This window comes from Alteromonas halophila, from assembly GCF_014651815.1.
In the GTDB taxonomy this organism is placed as follows: Bacteria; Pseudomonadota; Gammaproteobacteria; order Enterobacterales; family Alteromonadaceae; genus Alteromonas; species Alteromonas halophila.
In genome coordinates, this window is sequence record NZ_BMXP01000006.1 from 124,695 (window position 1) to 141,995 (window position 17,301).

Consider the following 17,301-nt stretch of genomic DNA (forward strand, 5'->3'; position numbering starts at 1 on the left):
CGGAAGCCTGTACTGAGGTCTGCTGCGTATAAAAAAATATACCCTTGTATAGGAAAGACTCTGGAAAATCGGGCTCAGCTTGTTTTAATAAAGATGAACAAACAAGCAAGCCGACTGAGGGAGCAGCATTGCTCCCGAGGTTTATTATGATGATAAAAACATTATTTCTTACCCTAACACTCAGTCTTACCGGCGCCGCGTTTGCAACCGAGCACCCGGTAACCGATGCTAAGCAGCAAAGCGTGCAGAAAAAACTGCGTCAGGGAAATGCCGCAACGTCTGTGATGACCCTGTCGGAACGCCGTCCTTCACAAGTACAGGACGTCGAAGTGAATACACTCGCGCACCGGGCATTGCCAAACACCCAGCACTAATCTGTCAGACACAACCAGCCCGAATGGCTGATATTGCCTCCGGGTCATGATTAATGTCACATTGTTTATGAAAAAAGTCGCTCAGGGGGTAAGCACCATTTTGCCTTTCACCTGGCGGTTCATGACTTTTTCCAGTGCCTGAGTTGCCTTAGCAAGCGGCAGCGCTTCATCTACCACCACTTTCACCTGGCCCTGCAAATACCAGGTAAATAGCTCTTTCATATTATCCGCAAACACTGCCGGTTCGTGTTTCGTGAAGGATCCCCAGAATACCCCAACCACTGAATAGCCCTTGACCAGCGCCAGGTTAACCGGAAACTTCGGTATTTCACCACTGGCAAAGCCGACCACCAGCAAACGACCTCCCCAGGCCATACTGCGACTGCAGGCCTCAAAGGCATCGCCGCCCACACATTCATACACCACATCTGCGCCACGCCCCTGCGTGATCTCTTTAAGGGTTTCCTTTAAGTCCTGCTGCTGATAGTTGATCAGAATGTCTGCCCCATGCTCCTTCGCCAGGTCCAGTTTTTCCTGTGTGGAGCACACGGCGATCACGTTAGCGCCCATCGCCTTACCGATTTGCACAGCCGCAAGACCCGTTCCGCCAGCAGCGCCGGTCACCACCAGCGTTTCGCCCTGCGCGAGTTTCGCACGCTGTTTTAACGCATGATGCGCAGTGGCATGCGCCGTCACAAGTGCAGCCGCTTCTGTGGCCGGGATACCATCTGGCAGCGGCATCACCTGTCTGGCAGAGACGCCCATCTTCTCGGCGTAGCCTCCCAGGCTATTTACCGCAATAACACGCTGACCTTCCTTCAGATGCGTGACCTCTTCACCAATCTCACTCACGGTACCGGCAACTTCGCTACCAGGAATAAAGGGGAAGTCCGGCTGCATCTGATATAAACCCTGAACCAGCAGGCCATCGGGAAAATTAACGCCCGATGCTTCAATATCAATGACTACCTCGCCTTTTTTCGCAGACGGGTCGGGCATATCGTCGTAAGTCAGCTGCGAGATTGGGCCAAATTCTTTACAAACTATTGCTTTCATTGCATCTCCGTAGCATTTAATTGCGTTTCAGACACGCCTGACACGCGCACCGGTGTTTAGCTTCGTCATATGCATGACACCGGCGCCTGCATCCTTATGGCTGCTCACTAATCAGGTCATTAGCCATCGCTGCCAGCGGTTTAACCATCGCCCCAAGCTCCATGGCTTTACTGCTGGACGCATTCCCATCATGCGCTCGCTTTACCACGCCCTGAAGGATCGCCGCCAGTCGGAAGAAACTGAACGCCAGATAGAATGTCCAGTTATCAATTTTTTCAATACCGCGACGTTTGCAGTAGGCTTCTACGTATGCCTGCTCAGATGGGATCCCCAACGATGCACGGTCAAGTCCGCCAAGACCTGGTGCCAGCGACAGCGTAGTGGGCAGTCGCAACTGCATGCACTGGTATGCCAGATCGGCATAGGGATGCCCCAGCGTCGACAGCTCCCAGTCGAGCACAGCAATGATCGAGGGCATCGACTCACTACTGAAAATCATATTGTCCAGACGAAAGTCGCCGTGCACCAGCGAGACCTGCCCGTCATCCTCAGGCAAATGCTCATCCAGAAACGTGATCAGTGTTTCTATTTCCTCAATGCGTTCAAGCTCCGACGCCCGGTATTGCTGTGTCCAGCGAGACAATTGCCGGGCAAAGTAATTACCACTCTTGCCATAGTCCGACAAACCAGCCTGTTCAATATCAACATTGTGCAGTGCGGCCAGCACCTGGTTCATCTGATCATACATGTGAGCCCGGACATCCGGACCAGCGACATTTGGCAAGGCACTTTTCCAGTAAATGTCACCCTCAACGTATTCCATGATGTAAAACATGCTGCCCAGCACATCTGTATCCTTACACAGGTGGATAACCCGGGGTACAGGCACGTCACTGCTTTTTAGTGCCGCCATCACCCGGTACTCGCGATCAACAGCATGGGCAGATTTCAACAGCTTGCCCGGAGGTTGTCGGCGCAGTACATACAGGCCATTGGTGGTGGTCAGCAGAAAAGTAGGATTCGACTGCCCGCCGCTAAACTTCTCTGCACCGGTGACATTACCCAGCTCCGGGCAGTGTTCACTCAGATAAGGCTGTAATGCGGTAATCTCCAGTTGGTGGGTGGTCACAGTGCCTCCTTCGTTGAATAAGTTTCAGCGATACGGTTTTTGCCCAGTTGCATCATATGCACCTGATCCGGGCCGTCGGCCAGCCGGACGGTTCTTGCATACGCATACATCGCCGCCAGCGGTGAGTCCTGACTGGTGCCGAGCGCGCCATGCATCTGAATGGCCTCATCAATGACCTGACAGGCCATGCGGGGCGCAACAATCTTGATTGCCGCAATCAAATCCCTGGCAATTTTATTACCGTAACGATCCATTCGGTCGGCTGCTTTAAGCGTAAGCAGGCGCGACTGTTCTATATCACAGTACATGTTAGCAATACTCTCACGGACCGACTGCTGTGCGCTCAGTGGCTTACCAAACGCCTCTCGATCAGCCACCCTACGACAGGCTAAATCCAGTGCACGCTGGGCACAGCCAATCAGACGCATGCAGTGATGGATGCGGCCTGGACCAAGGCGTCCCTGGGCAATTTCAAAACCGCGCCCTTCTCCCAGGATCAGATTGTCAGCCGGTACCCTGACATTATCAAATACCACTTCGGCGTGGCCCACCGGCTCGTCCAGATAGCCCATCGCCGCCATTGGCCTGACTACCGTCACACCATCTGTGTCCATGGGTACCAGGATCTGCGACTGCTGCTGATGGCGGGCCGCCGAGGGATCGGTTTTCCCCATCACAATCATAATCTTACAGTTTTCGTTCATGGCACCACTGGTATACCATTTACGGCCGTTGATGACATACTCATCGCCATCCCGCCGAATGGATGTTTCAATGTTGGTGGCATCACTGGACGCCACAGCGGGCTCCGTCATAGCAAACGCTGAGCGTATCTCACCATTTAGCAGCGGCTCCAGCCATTGCGCTTTTTGTTCTTCACTGCCATATTTTGCCAGTACTTCCATATTGCCGGTATCAGGCGCACTGCAATTAAAAATTTCAGCGCTGAAGGGAATTCGGCCCATCACTTCACAAAGCGGTGCGTATTCGAGGTTACTCAGCCCGGCACCGTAGGGTTTATATTCCTCCGGCAGAAACAGGTTCCATAGCCCCGCGTCACGCGCTTTCTGTTTCAGCGCCTCCATCATTTGCGGTGTTCGCCAGCGTGTGTCGCTGCTTGCCACGGCATCGGTGTAAGACTGTTCAATGGGGTACACTTCTTCCTGCATAAAGTCGTTTAAGCGTGACAATAATGCGTTGGTGGTTTCATTATATTCAAAGTTCATACAGGTTCCCTGTTAGCTGTAGGTAATGGCGTGTTGCCGATCGGGATGTTCAAAATGGGCGATGTTGTTGAAGCTGCTCAGGTAGTGCCCGCTTTTCGTGACCAGACATTCACTCACGCTGGCATTACGAATTTGCAAATTGATATTCACGACAGACTCGGCCGGATAGCCAAGAATATGTTTAAGCAGCATTGCGATAACGCCGCCAGATGTGACCACTAACACATGTTGCGCACCGCTATGACTGATGGCATGCAGGGCTTCCCCCACACGCGTTTCAAATGCCGCCCAGGATTCATTCGTGTCGTTTAGCACCAGCTCGTTGCTGGCCCAGGCCAGCATGCCGCGTTTGAGCAGCCGGTAATAGTCTTTTGCCGTTGCATTACTCCCCGGCGCAGCGTCTGGGTTGGCGTTGACATAGGCATTGACGACCGCCATAAAGTCAAACTCGTTGAGCTGGGGCAGCCGCTCTGCAGCCGGCAGGTTCGACAGCCTTGAACCGATCCCCTCAGCCGTTTCCCGGTGCCGTAGCAAGGTACCGGTTATCAGGCGATCCATCTTCAGACCGCGCTCTGCAAAATACTGGCCCAGGTATGCCGACTGCACCCCACCGAGCTCGCTCAGCTTATCGTAGTTGGCTTTGCCAAATGACGCCTGGCCATGCCGGACTAAATACAATGTTGTCATCGCAAACCTACATGTAAGTGAATTGTAAAAGGGTAGAGAATACCGCCAGATATGTTTAATTATTAATATGAATACAGGTAAATCATAAAAAACTATGTTGCTCTGATGCCCTGTGAACTGACGATAACGCGCAAAATCCTGCGACAAATGCATGCCGGACAGGTGCACAAATCCGTTGATTAAGGCACACTGCTACTGTCACACAGGACGTAAAAGAACAACAACAGGTATTGTTATGACACGCCAGATATTGCGCAGCGGCTTCACGTTAATGATTATTGGCGTAAGCCTGGGCGGTCAGGCTGATGAAACTTCTACCTCAGATGTGTCGCTTGAACATATTGAGGTGCGGGCTCAAAAATCTGTGCAGCCGCTGCAGTCTGTGCCACTTGCGGTGACAGCGCTGGACAGCGACTGGATTGACCGAACGGTCGCGCTGGATATTTTTGACACCACGGCTTACGTGCCTGGCTTTGCTGCCATGCAAAACCAGAGCGCAACTAACTCCAGTTTTTCTATTCGGGGTATTGGCACCACAGCGCAAAACTATGGCTTTGAATCTTCGGTTGGCCTGTATGTCAACGGTGTGTACCGGCGTCGTCAGAACGCTCTGATCAATGATTTTATCGACATCGCGCGCATTGAGATCCTCAAAGGCCCTCAGGCTACCTTGTTTGGCAAAAACACGCCCGCCGGTGCTGTTACTCTGGAATCCCGGCGGCCTGTGCATGGCGAACGCGACGGATTTGTCGCACTGACCACAGGTAGCGACGATCTGCTAAGACTGTCCGGCGCGGCCAGTCACACACTGATTGATGATGCTTTGAGTGTTAGGGCAGCCGGGTTTACTGCGCAGCGCGACGGCTATATTGATGAACAGCAATCCGGCGTTACCCTGAATAACCGCGACCGCTCAGGGGCTACCCTGCAACTCTATTACACGCCCACCAGCGATGTCTCTGTGCGTGTCATTGCCGACTATGCCGAACTGGATGAGCGCTGTTGTGGCGCACTGACCTGGCAGGATAACCGTCAGGCGCGGGATATTGAGGGGAAGCTGGGTACTGATGCGCTGTTAATGCAGCCGCCTTTTAATGCAACGCTGTATACCCGTGATGACTTTTATGACTATCGCACATCATTATCGCAGGCTCCCCGTTCGACACTTAAGGACAAAGGCCTGTCGGTGCAACTGGACTACACCTTCAGTCCGCTCTGGTCACTACGCAGTATCACTGCACACCGTTCTCTGGACGCATACGATCGCATTGATAGCGACTTTTCTGATGCAAGACTGCTTGAGGCCACGAATGATGCGCAGCAGCATGCGTTTTCTCAGGAACTGCAGTTTCATTATCAGACAGACAGCCACCGCGGCATTGTTGGCGCATTTTATTACTCACAAAATCTGGATTTAACCTTTGATACCACAACACAATCGCAGTTTCCGGCATTTTTCCGGGCCTCAGCCAGTGAACTGGTGCCACTGCCCGAGGCCATTAATACCCTGTCTGGCCTGAGTAACGGCATCATTGCACCGGCGGCACCCGCCACGCCCGCGGATACTGCGTTTAAACATACGGCACTGCAGCAGCAAGAAAGTCTGGCGCTGTTTGGACAAAATGACTGGTCTGTCACACCGGCACTCACACTCAGCACCGGTCTGCGGTACACCCGGGAAGACAAGTCGCTCACGGCCCGGTTTACGGAACAGGGGCCGGGTATTTCGGGGCTTACCGTTGATCGAGGTGCATGGCCAAATCCGCTTGCTGCCTCTCAGGGGCTGATACAAATCGCAGGCGCACTGGGCAGCGGGCAACCGCCGCCGTCAGACGCGTTACGTGACATAGCGCCCTTTCAGCGTGCGGGCTGGGGCTATTACTTTCTGGGCTCGGCGGCCGTGCTGCCACGGCCAGATCTTGACGAATCGATGCGTGATGAACAGCTCACGGGCAGCCTCAAGCTTGCCTATCAGACCAATCCTGATACGTTGCTGTATGCGTCACTGGCCACGGGCTATAAAGCCGGCGGAATCAATACCGACAGGATTGCGCCTCAGTTTGACCCTGTGTTTGACGCTGAAAAAGCGCGAACGCTGGAGCTTGGCATAAAACGCGACTGGCCATCCAATGCGCTACGCACCAATATTGCACTGTATCGTACCTGGGTGGATGACTTTCAGGCCACAACATTTACGGGCAGCGGCTTTAACCTCCAGAACGCCGGCAGCATCGATGTCAAAGGCGCCGAACTGGAACTCACCTGGCTGCCCTGGCAGCATACCGAGGTGCAGTTAGCGGCAGCGCGCGTGCTGGCGCAGTTTAGCTCGTTTGAGCGTGGCACCTGTCGCATCGACTATCAATGGCATACGGGCCTGCCCGACCCGGGTCAGTCAGTGTCCGGCCTGCCTTATTGTTCACGCAGTGGTGATCGTGTCGGTTTCGAGCCTGAAACCACGCTCAGCGTTACCGCTACACGCCACTTCGCACTTGGTAGATTTCCCGGCGCAGTCAGCCTGGATTATCAGTACAGCGGTGACGTTATGCTGGATGACACTAACGACCCCCTTAAACACGCACCGTCTTATAGCCTGGTCAATCTGCGCTTACACCTGAGCCTGCCAGAGTGGAATACCTACGTTACGCTGTGGGGGCGAAATATTTTTGATGAAGACTATGTAGCCCGCAGCGCCTTTTCGGTGCCAGTACAGACCGGCAAGATTATGGCGTACCCAGGCCGGCCTGTTTCCTACGGCATTGATATTCACAGTCGCTTCTAGGGAAGATAAACGAAAAAAAGGACTGGCCGGTCTGACGCCAGTTCGCGTGATCCGCTCAGAGCGCACGCACCCAGCGCGGCGCGCTACAAACCTCCACTAAGTGAGGCACCATTGCGTTTATACAGCACTGCATGACATTCGGCTATCACCGACAGGGCAATGCTTTCCGGCAGTTCACCGCCTATATTGAGGCCAGCCGGGCTGTACAGCCGCCCATCGACGTCCGCCTCTGATACACCGGCCAGGGCCAGTATTTCCCGTCGGCGATGTGGCGGGCCAAGCATCGCGATATACCTTACCGACGTATCTGCCAGCGCCGCCAGGGCGCTGGCATCAACATCACGATGATGGGACATCAGTACCGCGGCATGCACGCCCTGCCCGCGCACCCATTTTTTAAGGACGTCTGTATCGCGGCCCTCAACAAAGGTCACGCCGCTCAATGCTTTTGCGCTATGCTGTTTGCCAGGTCGCGGATCCCAGACACTAAGCTTCCAGCCAAGGTTTTGCGCACAATTCGCCACATCACCGGCATCCAGCCCGGCGCCTACGAGCAGCAGATGTACCACCGGCGCATAGCGACACACCAGCAGTCCGTCCTGTCCGGCTGTGCCACTGAACGTGGCCGGTGATAAGGCCAGCTCATCCGATTGAGGATACTGCAGCGCGGCCGAGACTGACCCGGTCAACGACAACTGCCAGTCGCAAACCTGCCCATCCTCCAGCGCCGCTAACAGCGCGTCGAGTTGCAGGTAGTGATTAGCCTGCGAGACTGGCAGCAGCGCGACATGGACTACCCCGCCACATCCCACACCAAGCTGAAAGGCAATGTCATGTTCATCCTCATCGTCATACGTGGCAAAACGTGGCGAGCCATCAGTCATCACACGCCGGGCTTTTTTATGGATATCCGTTTCCAGACAACCGCCGCTTAACACACCCAGTTGATCTTCGTTATCGCTGATAAGCATCATTGCACCGGCCTTGCGATAACAGGAACCTTCTGTTTTATAAATCACACCTAAGACCCATTGCCGGGTTTGCTTTAGCGGTTGCCACTGACGCAGCATATGTAACAAATGATTGTGCATGGCGATGTATTCTGACCTTGTTTACAGAAGTTATGGGGGTTGCCTGAACACATTCGTAGCGACCGGCGCGTATGATGATTCAGACCTTTCAGGTTGCGTGCTTTGCAGCACAGTGACAATTTCTTCGGCCCAAAGCCGGTAGCCCTTTACACCCGGGTGGAAGCCATCACTGGCCATCATGCTTGCAGTATCGTTGCCTGGTAAGGCTGCAACGGCGACCTTATCATGCCTGGCGGCAAAAGTGGTCAGTGCCGCATTCAGTTGTCTGGCATGGTCGCCAAGAAGCCGGTTTAAGGGGGACGGCAACGCCGGAAAGTCCTGCATTGGCGGCACCAGACTAAAAATAAGCTGCCTGACCCCGAAGCGCTTACCGGCCAGTTCATAAATCGTACTGACATCACGCAACCATTGCTTCACCGACCTGAATGCCACAACGTCATTAACGCCAACACTGCATACCATTACATCCACGTGTGACACGGGCAATTTACTAAGAGAATGCGCAACGTCGCTGGCGCAATACCCGGTGTGCGCATGGCACTGCCAGTCAACCTGATACTGTGTTGCTAACAATGCACTGAGCTGCCCGCTCAGTGCATCACGCTGGGATGCTACGCCTACCCCCGCGCCAGCTGAGTCACCGATTATCCACAATGACAACGGTGGCCCACTGCCGGCGATCCCCGAGCGCGGTCCTGCCGCCTCCGGAAGTTTTGGGGTATCTCTTCTTACCCGTCTTCCCTGCATCATCAGTAACGGAAACAACAATACCGCCATTAATCTGCTTCGCATTGCTTTTTCCTGATAAAAATTACCGACTCTTTGAACGAGATCAAGTTTCGCAAACCGGTTTTCCCTTACGCTTATCTCACAGACAGGATGAGATTCACTATGACACAGCCAGACTATTTCGCCACCTCGCTATTACGCAAATATAATATCAACGGGCCGCGGTATACTTCCTACCCTACTGCGCTTGAGTTTACCGGGAATTGTCCGCCAGACCTTCTGTCCCAGGCTGCGCAGGCATCAGGACGGGATTTATCACTGTACGTGCATCTGCCTTTCTGTCACTCACTATGCTACTACTGCGGCTGTTCAAAAATCATTACCCGGCATCAGGACAAAGCCGATGAATATCTGGATTATCTGACGAAGGAAGCGCGCCAGCAACGCCACATTGGGCAACACAGGCCAGTCCGACAATTGCACCTTGGCGGCGGCTCACCCAGCTTTCTGACGTCCGAACAGCACACCCGACTTATTGCAATATTGCAGGAGAATTTTACCTTCAGTGATGATGCGGTACTGAGTATTGAGCTGGACCCTCGTAACGTGACAAAGGCCTACATCAGGTGTCTGCAGAAGCTGGGGTATACCCGTGCGAGTTTTGGTGTGCAGGATGTTAACTATAATGTTCAGCAGGCTATAAACCGGGTCCAGAGCACGCAACATATCGCCGAGCTGACCGAACATGCGCGGGCAAGCGGCTTTACGTCGATTAATCTGGATCTGATTTACGGCCTGCCCCACCAAAACTGTGAAACATTCGCCACAACACTTGCTGCAGCAAAAGCCCTGCGGCCTGACAGAATATCACTGTTCAGCTATGCCCACCTGCCTGAGCGATTTGCCGCGCAGCGTAAAATAAAAGACGAGTGGCTGCCACCCGCACCACTGAAACTGGCGCTTATGAAACAAGCCATCAGTAGCCTGACGGACGCCGGCTACGTGATGATAGGCATGGACCACTTTGCCCTGCCCGAAGACGATCTCGCCATCGCACGTGACAAAGGCCAGTTACACCGTAACTTTCAGGGCTACACCACGGGGAATGAACTCGATTTGCTGGGCCTGGGTGTCACTGCCATCAGTGCAGTCGGCAATGCCTACGGACAAAATCCAAAACAGCTGAAAGACTACTACCTCGCCCTGGATCACGGCAAGCCGGTGATCAGTAAAGGGGTCGCACTTAGCAAGGATGATGAACTACGCCGTGCAATAATAATGTCACTGATGTGCAATTTGCATCTTGATATAGAAGAACTGGAAACACGCTTTAATGTCGACTTTTTCCGCTATTTTCAGGATGAGCTGCAGCAGTTTGACCGCTTTGTCAAAGACGGCATTGCCCGGATAGACCGGCACCAAATCACCATCAGCGAACACGCCCGCCTCATCATCCGGGTGATTTGCATGAGCTTTGATGCCTACCTTAGTCACACCCACAAAATGATGCGCTACTCGCGGGTTATTTAGGCAGGATGCGGATAGTGTATTGTTAGTCAGGCAGTCTGATAACGCGGCATTGTTCTGCTTTTACGTTATCCATTAACACAGTTTAAACCGGGCTGTTACGGCATCACCGGCTGTCAGCCCTAAACGATCCCGCGACAGGTGACTAATGATGGCATACAGCGTCGTGTCTCCCTGACGCAGGGTAACCCTCAGCTCGGCATCGCTTAACGTATCCATACTCACAATTTGGCAGGCGAACGCATTGACAAGCGTTGACTGATTGACATCCATTTTATCCAGGCTGACCTGACGGGCATCGACAACAAGCCGGACGTGCTCTTCGAAAGACGCGCGGCTGTGCGCATACAGTACCTGCCCTTCGCACAAAAAGCGGTGGTACGGATAGCGGGGATCGGGGTCTGTCGCCTTCCCCTCAAGCAGCGACAGGCATGGCACGAGTGATGTTTCTGTCGCATAGTGCCCGAGAACCCGCGCTACCTGACCGGCGCACACCAGGCTCCCCGCCTCAAGTAGCGCAAGCTCATCGGCGTACAGGGCCAAATCACTGATATCATGGGAGACCAGCACCACCTGCAACTGTGTTTTTGTCGCATACTGTTTTAACCCGCTAATAATGGCCCGTCGTGTCGCACTGTCAATGGCCCCCATGCCCTCGTCAATCAATAAGATATCCGGCTGACTGGCAAGCGCCCGGGCCAGCGCAACACGCTGAGCTTCGCCGCTGGATAACGACACAGCCGCCCTGCCAAGCAGGTGTTCACAATGGCAAAGCGCGGTATACGTGGTCAGCGAGGCACCAGAGTCAGCACTGTACTGACGCGCAAGAATAAGGTTTTCTTCAACACTAAGGTGGGGGAACAGACACGGCTCGCTGAATACCATCATGATCCGTGGTGATGACCGCCTATACGAGCTAACATTTACCTGTGCGCACTTCTCCAGACCAGCCAGAGCACGCAACAAAGTCGTCTTGCCGGCGCCGGAAGGACCGGTAAGACCTAGCAATACCGATTGCGCCGAAAATGCAGCCGTGGCCTCCAATGGCGGACGACCCTGTGTGTTTAACCTGACCTTGAATTCCACGCGTCACGTCCTTTTCGGTTTAGCCGGTAGAGCAGGCTCATCAGTATCAGTGAGAAGATCAGTAGCCCAATGGCCAGTTGGTGTGCCTGGCCGTAATTCAGTGACTCGACATGGTCGTACAATGAAATCGACAGCACCTGTGTTTCGCCGGGAATATTGCCTCCAATCATCAGCACGACACCGAACTCGCCTAACGTATGCGCAAAGGCAAGTCCCAGTGCAGTGATGATATGCGGCTTCACCATTGGCAAAATCACCCGGCGTATCTGCGCCGTACGCGATAATCCCAGCATACCCGCGGTTTCAAGATATTTAATATCTAGCTGCACGAAGCCTGCATATAGTGGCTGAACGGCAAAAGGCAGTGAATAAATGACCGAGCCAATCACCAGACCCGCAAACGAAAATGCGAGCTGGCCACCGGTAAGGCTTTCCCAGCCACTACCCAGCCAGCTCTGAGGAGAGAACGCCAGCAGCAGATAAAAGCCAAGCACAGTGGGTGGCAACACCAGTGGCAACGCAATCACCGCCTGTACTATCGGTTTCGCCGGATGTTGCCACTTCGCCAGCCACCAGGCCAGTGGCGTTGCTATGATCATCAGGATGAGGCTACTGATAACTGCCAGTTTGAGGGTCAGCCAGATAGCTGTCCAGTCGCCGCTCATTCGCGTGTCCCGGTGCGCTGATAGCCCCACTGGGGTAACTGCGTCTGCACCTCATCCGACAACAGGTAGTCTACAAACGCGTTCGCGGCGGCTTTATCTGCTCCGGTTGCCGTAATTGCAAGTTGCTGCACAATTGGCTGATGCAGTTCGTCTGACAACTGCACCGCTCCCGGCTCACCCTTAATCAGAGACCAGGCCAGCAAGGCGTGATCGACATTGCCCGACTGATAGAACTGGTACACCTGCAGCACGTTATTGCCATACACCAGCGCCCCGCTTACGTGCTGCCATAACACCAGTGACGTTAACGCCTGTCTGGCCGCCTCACCGTACGGAGCCAGCCTGGGGTTGGCAATCGCCAGACGTGTCGTGGGTGCAAGCGCAAATGTTTTTAACGTCTCCACATCAGGCGACGCATTGCTTCGCTGAATATACCCCAGTCGCCCGATGGCATAGGTAACGACATCTGATGCGTTTACCCGGCCATCCTCAAGAAGTTGCTGAGGCCGCGATGAATCAGCGGACAAAAACACATCGATATCCGCGCCATGATTAATTTGCGCATACAAGGTGCCGCTCGACGCTTTACTCACAATGACACGGTTACCGGTTTTCTCATTGTACGCTGTCGCAAATTGCTCAAGTGGCTTTGCAAAATTGGCCGCCACCGCCACTTTTAGCGTGTCTGCAAGACCTGCTGACGGTATCAGGAGAAACGACAAAAGAACGCTTAGCGAACAAAGACGATAGTTCATCGCAGTGTATCCAGTGTCAGGCAGATCATAGGTGTGGTGTTCCCAGCCCTGCGCTTCGCGCTAAAAAAGAAAAAGTAAAAAGTAAAAAGGTGGATGTTCATGGCAGCACGGGCAGTCATGGTTACTCACTGGTGCGCGTCCAGCGCATGGCGGCGGCTTCATCAAGGTGTTTTGCGGCCACCCATTTCCCTGTACCGCCGACAAGCTCTTTCTTCCACAGCGGCACCGACTGTTTCAGTATGTCCATCGTAAAGCAGGCACCATCAAAGGCGGCCTGCCGGTGTGCGGCAACGCATCCTACCCAGACAATCTGCTCGTGATTCAGAATACGACCTACGCGATGAACGATGCCTGCACTGATGAGGGAAAACCGGGACATTGCCTGACTGGCAAGCTCATCAAGTACCCGTTCGGTCATACCTGGGTAGTGTTCCAGTTCGATACCGCCAATGGCCCCGTCATCATTCATATCGCGAACCAGTCCGGTGAACGTGACAATAGCGCCAGCTTTACCCGCCGGCGCCTCCTGTCGCAGCCGGTCATACAACGCCTGATGAGAAAAGTCGCTGCGACAGATTGCCGTAAACATTCAGCCTCCGGTCACCGGTGGTAAAATCGCCACTTCATCATTGTCATTTAAGGTATGTGACGGGGTGACAATAGACTGGTTACACGCCATCAGCACGGGATCGGAAAAAATCTCCTGCCATTTGCTGTCCTGCTGCTTCAGCGATTCGCACAGTGACGCCATATCTGCGCCGTCATTAAGCGACACAGTAATGTCTTCATTTCCCATAATCTCACGAATTTGTGCAAAACTTTTTACGGTTACCTGCATTCAGTTCTCCTCTTGATTGCGTTTCCAGTGACCATGTTTACCGCCGTGCTTTTCCAGCACTCTGACGGCGTCTATACGCATGCCAGGATCGATGGCTTTACACATATCGAAAAGGGTTAGCAGTGCAATATTCACCCCGGTTAATGCTTCCATCTCTACACCGGTTTTGCCTGCCAGCTTACAGTAGCAGCGCACGCCAATGCGGCTGTTCTGCGTATCGGTATGAAAGCTGATGTCCACCTTCGATAAAGCCAGCGGATGACACAGCGGTATAAGCTCAGCACACCGTTTGGCGCCCTGGATCCCTGCTACCCTGGCAACCGCGTACACATCGCCTTTGGCGACATGGCCTTCACTGATTTTTTTGAGCACATCGGCAGAAACGACCAGATACCCTTCTGCCGTAGCCTCGCGCATCGTGACATCTTTGCCACTGACATCCACCATATTGGCGTTGCCCTTCTCATCAAGATGGCTAAAGTCGGCCATCAGGCTTTCTCCCCTGTCAGATGCGCAACAAAATTACAGGGGCGAAAATCTGCGTCCAGCTGACTGGCTATAATACGAGTCCATCCGGTCCGGCACGCACCGGTTGAGCCAGGCAGACAAAATATGACGGTATGATTGGCAAAGCCTGCCAGCGCTCGTGACTGAATGGTGGCGGTGCCGATTTCTTCATAACTCAGCTGCCGAAACAGCTCACCAAAGCCATCAACCTGTTTGTCAAACAATACGCCCAGCGCCTCTGGCGTTGAGTCTCGTCCGGTAAAGCCGGTTCCCCCGGTCACCAGCACGGCCTGTACTGCCGGGTCGGCGATCCATGACGACACAATGGCGCGTTGTTCATAGATATCGTCTTTCGCTATTTTCCGATCAACTAAGCGGTGTCCGGCTTCCTGCAATGCATCGGCAAGATAGTCTCCCGACTTGTCGGTTTCTCGCGTGCGTGTATCAGACACTGTTAACACGGCAACGCCCAGTGGCGCACTGACCTTACTCATACTTTTCCTTCTGCTTATGCTTAGTTATTGATCGTCAGGGCTGTTACCCGCCCCCCGATATGTTACAAACAAAGACACCCATACACTTGCTTACTTTGTTAAAGTACTGATATCCGTGCATCTGTCAACGTCCCTGAGGATTGGGACGTCACAGTAAGAAATCAAGGAACGCGCCGTTGAACACGTCTACGCTCAGCCATTCACAGCTTATGCGCTATAACCGTCATATCGTCCTGCCGCAGGTTGACTTGGACGGTCAGGAACTGATTGCCAGAGCGCGAATAGCCGTGGTTGGTGTCGGCGGTCTTGGCAATGCCGCGGCGATGTCTCTTACGGGAAGTGGCGTGGGTCATCTTACCTTGATTGATAACGATTGCGTTGAAGACACAAACCTGCCCCGGCAGCTCTTGTTTTCGCAGCAAAGCGTGGGAGAAAACAAGGCCACGGCGGCACGTGATGCACTGCGCCCCCTTAATCCTGACGCACAGTTCACCTGTATCGATGGCGCACTGACGGGTGATGATGCGCTTTCTCTGCTGGCCGGGCATGATGTGGTGCTCGACTGCACCGATAACAAGGCGACCCGTCTGGCAGTCAATGCGGCCTGTGTCAGGCACCAGACGCCGCTGGTAAGTGGCGCGGCCATTCGTTTTGAAGGCCAGCTGTTTGTTGGCCACCCTGTTTGCCCGCCCTGCTACCACTGCCTGGGCGAATTATTTTCAGAGCAGCAGCTTAGCTGTACAGAGGCCGGCATTTTTTCGCCGGTGGCAGGCATTATTGGCACCTATCAGGCCATGCTGGCCCTGCAAATCATTATTGGCACAGGCGACATTCCTTATGGAAAGCTGATGTGTTTCGATGCCTTAGAGCATCAGTGGCAGTCATTCAGCGTGCCACGGTCGCCAGCCTGCCCGCTCTGCACAAATCGATAACGAGGCACCTGGGGCTGTTGACCTTTGCGGTGCACTTTTGCAGCAGTCTGTGTATCATTTAGGCAAGGCGACTGTTTGCAGGTCTAGTGGGCCTAAATCAAAAACAGTCAACGCAGTATAAATGATACACAGGCGCTGCCCGAAGGGGTCGTCATGAAAGCATTTTTACTCTTTGTCTCAGCCCTTTGACTTAGTACCACCAGATCCCCAGTGCTGTTTCGCGATTAAAAATGCTTTCATAGAAACCAAATGTGTACAGCAAAGGTCAACAGGCCCATACTATGAGTAAAATCCATTCTCTGCGAAAGACACACCTGCCCGTTGCGCAAAACGCCTCGGGACGCAACCTTAACGTCCCTGTTTACCACATCAAAGGCAGCCAACCCGGTCCTCGCGTTTATATTCAAAGCTCCATTCATGGTGCGGAAGTACAGGGTAATGTGGTTATTTACCACCTGTTACAACAATTACAGGACCAGGCTATTTGCGGTGAGATAGTGCTGGTACCCAACTGCAACCCGGTGGGCACCAACATAAAAGCCGGTGAATACACACTGGGCCGCTTCGATCCGGTCAACGGGACGAACTGGAACCGAGGCTACTACTATGATGAGCAGGCGGTACACCGTTTCGCAGATACCGTGTCGGCTGATGACAGTACTGACGCCATCAAAACGGCATTCCGGCAGTATCAGGCTGACCATATCGCCGAAAAGCTGGCCAACCCGTGGGGGCTGGGGCTGGCCCAGCAATTAAACCTCAGGCTTCAGCAGATGGCGGTTGACGCTGATATCGTGCTGGATCTGCACAACGGGCCTGTGTCTACCCGACACATTTATATTCCTGACTATGCCCGGCATGCGGCCATGGACTTTAACATCCCCCACTGTATCTTTATTCCTAATGTATTTGCCGGTGCACTGGATGAAGCCTGTTTTTGTCCGTGGTGGACACTCACCGATGCACTGCGCGACCGTCTCGGCGTGGAGCACAATTTTTCTGTCGAGGCCTTTACCCTTGAAATGGGCAGCCAGGAAGTGATTCATTTCGGGGAAGGACGCATTGATGCGCACAGTATTCTGGCCTACCTGAACCGGCGCGGCGTACTTGCCGACTGCGAGATTACGCCTGACTCGATGACACGTGTGGGTGTCTCACTGAGTGACTATAAAACCCTGTACACTGACTGGGGCGGCATGGTCGAATACCTGGCCAGGCCTGGCGACGTTGTGCAAAAAGGTCAGCCGCTGGCGAATATCCTGAATATTGATGAGCTGGACAATGCACGCGGCCATCAGCAACTTCTGGCGCCCTGCGATCTGATCCCGATCCTGCATTTTCCTTCTGCTTCGGTATTAAGTGGTACGCAGCTGTACAAAGTCTTTACCCACTACCACACGCTCAGCGAATAGGCAGCCCGGAAGGG

18 protein-coding genes are annotated in these 17,301 nt (G+C 53.7%); 5 read left to right on the forward strand and 13 right to left on the reverse strand.

What is annotated here, in order from left to right:
* Positions 1 to 146: 146 nt before the first annotated feature.
* The gene (locus tag IE054_RS12520; protein WP_189406840.1) at positions 147 to 374 is read left to right on the forward strand and encodes a hypothetical protein; all 228 of its coding nucleotides are present in this window, start codon (positions 147 to 149) and stop codon (positions 372 to 374) included.
* Positions 375 to 455: 81 nt separating this feature from the next.
* On the opposite strand, the gene IE054_RS12525 is transcribed toward IE054_RS12520, so the two are convergent.
* The 4 genes from IE054_RS12525 to IE054_RS12540 form a co-directional block, all read right to left on the reverse strand.
* Positions 456 to 1,430 (reverse strand): NADPH:quinone oxidoreductase family protein, encoded by a 975-nt coding sequence (locus tag IE054_RS12525; RefSeq protein ID WP_189406843.1) that lies wholly within the window; start codon positions 1,428 to 1,430, stop codon positions 456 to 458.
* 94 nt (positions 1,431 to 1,524) lie between these two features.
* On the reverse strand, positions 1,525 to 2,559 hold the full coding sequence (locus IE054_RS12530) for a phosphotransferase family protein (RefSeq protein WP_189406845.1): 1,035 nt from the start codon (positions 2,557 to 2,559) through the stop codon (positions 1,525 to 1,527).
* On the reverse strand, positions 2,556 to 3,785 hold the full coding sequence (locus IE054_RS12535; RefSeq protein WP_189406847.1) for an acyl-CoA dehydrogenase family protein: 1,230 nt from the start codon (positions 3,783 to 3,785) through the stop codon (positions 2,556 to 2,558). Before IE054_RS12535 ends, IE054_RS12530 begins: the two co-directional genes overlap by 4 nt.
* Before the next feature lie 12 nt (positions 3,786 to 3,797).
* Complete coding sequence (locus IE054_RS12540) at positions 3,798 to 4,472, reverse strand: histidine phosphatase family protein (RefSeq protein WP_189406849.1); 675 nt, start codon at positions 4,470 to 4,472, stop codon at positions 3,798 to 3,800.
* A 235-nt stretch (positions 4,473 to 4,707) separates the two neighbouring features.
* Here IE054_RS12540 and IE054_RS12545 point away from each other — a divergent pair, with 235 nt between their 5' ends.
* Positions 4,708 to 7,251: a TonB-dependent receptor gene (locus IE054_RS12545; RefSeq protein ID WP_229805128.1), complete on the forward strand. Its 2,544-nt coding sequence runs from the start codon at positions 4,708 to 4,710 to the stop codon at positions 7,249 to 7,251.
* Positions 7,252 to 7,334: 83 nt separating this feature from the next.
* Here IE054_RS12545 and IE054_RS12550 read toward each other — a convergent pair whose 3' ends face one another.
* On the reverse strand, positions 7,335 to 8,342 hold the full coding sequence (locus tag IE054_RS12550) for an XdhC family protein (protein WP_189406854.1): 1,008 nt from the start codon (positions 8,340 to 8,342) through the stop codon (positions 7,335 to 7,337).
* 30 nt (positions 8,343 to 8,372) lie between these two features.
* Positions 8,373 to 9,134 (reverse strand): SGNH/GDSL hydrolase family protein, encoded by a 762-nt coding sequence (locus IE054_RS12555; protein ID WP_189406856.1) that lies wholly within the window; start codon positions 9,132 to 9,134, stop codon positions 8,373 to 8,375.
* A gap of 99 nt (positions 9,135 to 9,233) precedes the next feature.
* Here IE054_RS12555 and hemN point away from each other — a divergent pair, with 99 nt between their 5' ends.
* Positions 9,234 to 10,601 (forward strand): oxygen-independent coproporphyrinogen III oxidase, encoded by a 1,368-nt coding sequence (gene hemN, locus IE054_RS12560; protein ID WP_189406858.1) that lies wholly within the window; start codon positions 9,234 to 9,236, stop codon positions 10,599 to 10,601.
* Between the two features lie 72 nt (positions 10,602 to 10,673).
* Here hemN and IE054_RS12565 read toward each other — a convergent pair whose 3' ends face one another.
* From IE054_RS12565 to moaB, 7 genes are all read right to left on the reverse strand, one after another.
* Positions 10,674 to 11,684 carry an ATP-binding cassette domain-containing protein gene (locus tag IE054_RS12565; RefSeq protein WP_189406862.1) on the reverse strand — a complete coding sequence of 337 codons (1,011 nt, stop codon included), beginning with the start codon at positions 11,682 to 11,684 and terminating at the stop codon, positions 10,674 to 10,676.
* Positions 11,663 to 12,349, reverse strand: a complete 687-nt coding sequence (modB, locus tag IE054_RS12570; protein ID WP_189406864.1) for a molybdate ABC transporter permease subunit — start codon at positions 12,347 to 12,349, stop codon at positions 11,663 to 11,665. Before modB ends, IE054_RS12565 begins: the two co-directional genes overlap by 22 nt.
* Positions 12,346 to 13,104 carry a molybdate ABC transporter substrate-binding protein gene (modA, locus tag IE054_RS12575; protein ID WP_189406867.1) on the reverse strand — a complete coding sequence of 253 codons (759 nt, stop codon included), beginning with the start codon at positions 13,102 to 13,104 and terminating at the stop codon, positions 12,346 to 12,348. The genes modB and modA overlap by 4 nt, the downstream gene beginning before the upstream one ends.
* A gap of 121 nt (positions 13,105 to 13,225) precedes the next feature.
* On the reverse strand, positions 13,226 to 13,693 hold the full coding sequence (locus IE054_RS12580) for a molybdenum cofactor biosynthesis protein MoaE (RefSeq protein ID WP_189406869.1): 468 nt from the start codon (positions 13,691 to 13,693) through the stop codon (positions 13,226 to 13,228).
* Positions 13,694 to 13,942, reverse strand: coding sequence for a MoaD/ThiS family protein (locus IE054_RS12585; RefSeq protein WP_189406873.1), 249 nt, complete (start codon positions 13,940 to 13,942; stop codon positions 13,694 to 13,696).
* A complete protein-coding gene (gene moaC / locus IE054_RS12590; protein WP_189406874.1) occupies positions 13,943 to 14,431 on the reverse strand; it encodes a cyclic pyranopterin monophosphate synthase MoaC in 489 nt (162 codons plus the stop codon).
* Complete coding sequence (moaB, locus tag IE054_RS12595) at positions 14,431 to 14,943, reverse strand: molybdenum cofactor biosynthesis protein B (protein ID WP_189406876.1); 513 nt, start codon at positions 14,941 to 14,943, stop codon at positions 14,431 to 14,433. Before moaB ends, moaC begins: the two co-directional genes overlap by 1 nt.
* A gap of 176 nt (positions 14,944 to 15,119) precedes the next feature.
* On the opposite strand from moaB, the gene IE054_RS12600 reads away from it, so the two are divergent.
* A complete protein-coding gene (locus IE054_RS12600; RefSeq protein WP_229805129.1) occupies positions 15,120 to 15,875 on the forward strand; it encodes a HesA/MoeB/ThiF family protein in 756 nt (251 codons plus the stop codon).
* Between the two features lie 281 nt (positions 15,876 to 16,156).
* Positions 16,157 to 17,287 carry a M14 family metallopeptidase gene (locus tag IE054_RS12605; RefSeq protein ID WP_189406879.1) on the forward strand — a complete coding sequence of 377 codons (1,131 nt, stop codon included), beginning with the start codon at positions 16,157 to 16,159 and terminating at the stop codon, positions 17,285 to 17,287.
* The last annotated feature ends 14 nt before the right edge of the window (positions 17,288 to 17,301 follow it).

Coding starts and splice junctions, on each gene's coding strand:
- modA (WP_189406867.1), bottom strand. CDS start 13,104: ATGAACTATCGTCTTTGTTCGCTAAGCGTTCTTTTGTCGTTTCTCCTG.
- IE054_RS12540 (WP_189406849.1), bottom strand. CDS start 4,472: ATGACAACATTGTATTTAGTCCGGCATGGCCAGGCGTCATTTGGCAAA.
- IE054_RS12555 (WP_189406856.1), bottom strand. CDS start 9,134: ATGCGAAGCAGATTAATGGCGGTATTGTTGTTTCCGTTACTGATGATG.
- IE054_RS12605 (WP_189406879.1), top strand. CDS start 16,157: ATGAGTAAAATCCATTCTCTGCGAAAGACACACCTGCCCGTTGCGCAA.
- IE054_RS12535 (WP_189406847.1), bottom strand. CDS start 3,785: ATGAACTTTGAATATAATGAAACCACCAACGCATTATTGTCACGCTTA.
- moaC (WP_189406874.1), bottom strand. CDS start 14,431: ATGGCCGACTTTAGCCATCTTGATGAGAAGGGCAACGCCAATATGGTG.
- IE054_RS12585 (WP_189406873.1), bottom strand. CDS start 13,942: ATGCAGGTAACCGTAAAAAGTTTTGCACAAATTCGTGAGATTATGGGA.
- IE054_RS12580 (WP_189406869.1), bottom strand. CDS start 13,693: ATGTTTACGGCAATCTGTCGCAGCGACTTTTCTCATCAGGCGTTGTAT.
- IE054_RS12550 (WP_189406854.1), bottom strand. CDS start 8,342: ATGCACAATCATTTGTTACATATGCTGCGTCAGTGGCAACCGCTAAAG.
- modB (WP_189406864.1), bottom strand. CDS start 12,349: ATGAGCGGCGACTGGACAGCTATCTGGCTGACCCTCAAACTGGCAGTT.
- IE054_RS12525 (WP_189406843.1), bottom strand. CDS start 1,430: ATGAAAGCAATAGTTTGTAAAGAATTTGGCCCAATCTCGCAGCTGACT.
- moaB (WP_189406876.1), bottom strand. CDS start 14,943: ATGAGTAAGGTCAGTGCGCCACTGGGCGTTGCCGTGTTAACAGTGTCT.
- IE054_RS12520 (WP_189406840.1), top strand. CDS start 147: ATGATGATAAAAACATTATTTCTTACCCTAACACTCAGTCTTACCGGC.
- hemN (WP_189406858.1), top strand. CDS start 9,234: ATGACACAGCCAGACTATTTCGCCACCTCGCTATTACGCAAATATAAT.
- IE054_RS12545 (WP_229805128.1), top strand. CDS start 4,708: ATGACACGCCAGATATTGCGCAGCGGCTTCACGTTAATGATTATTGGC.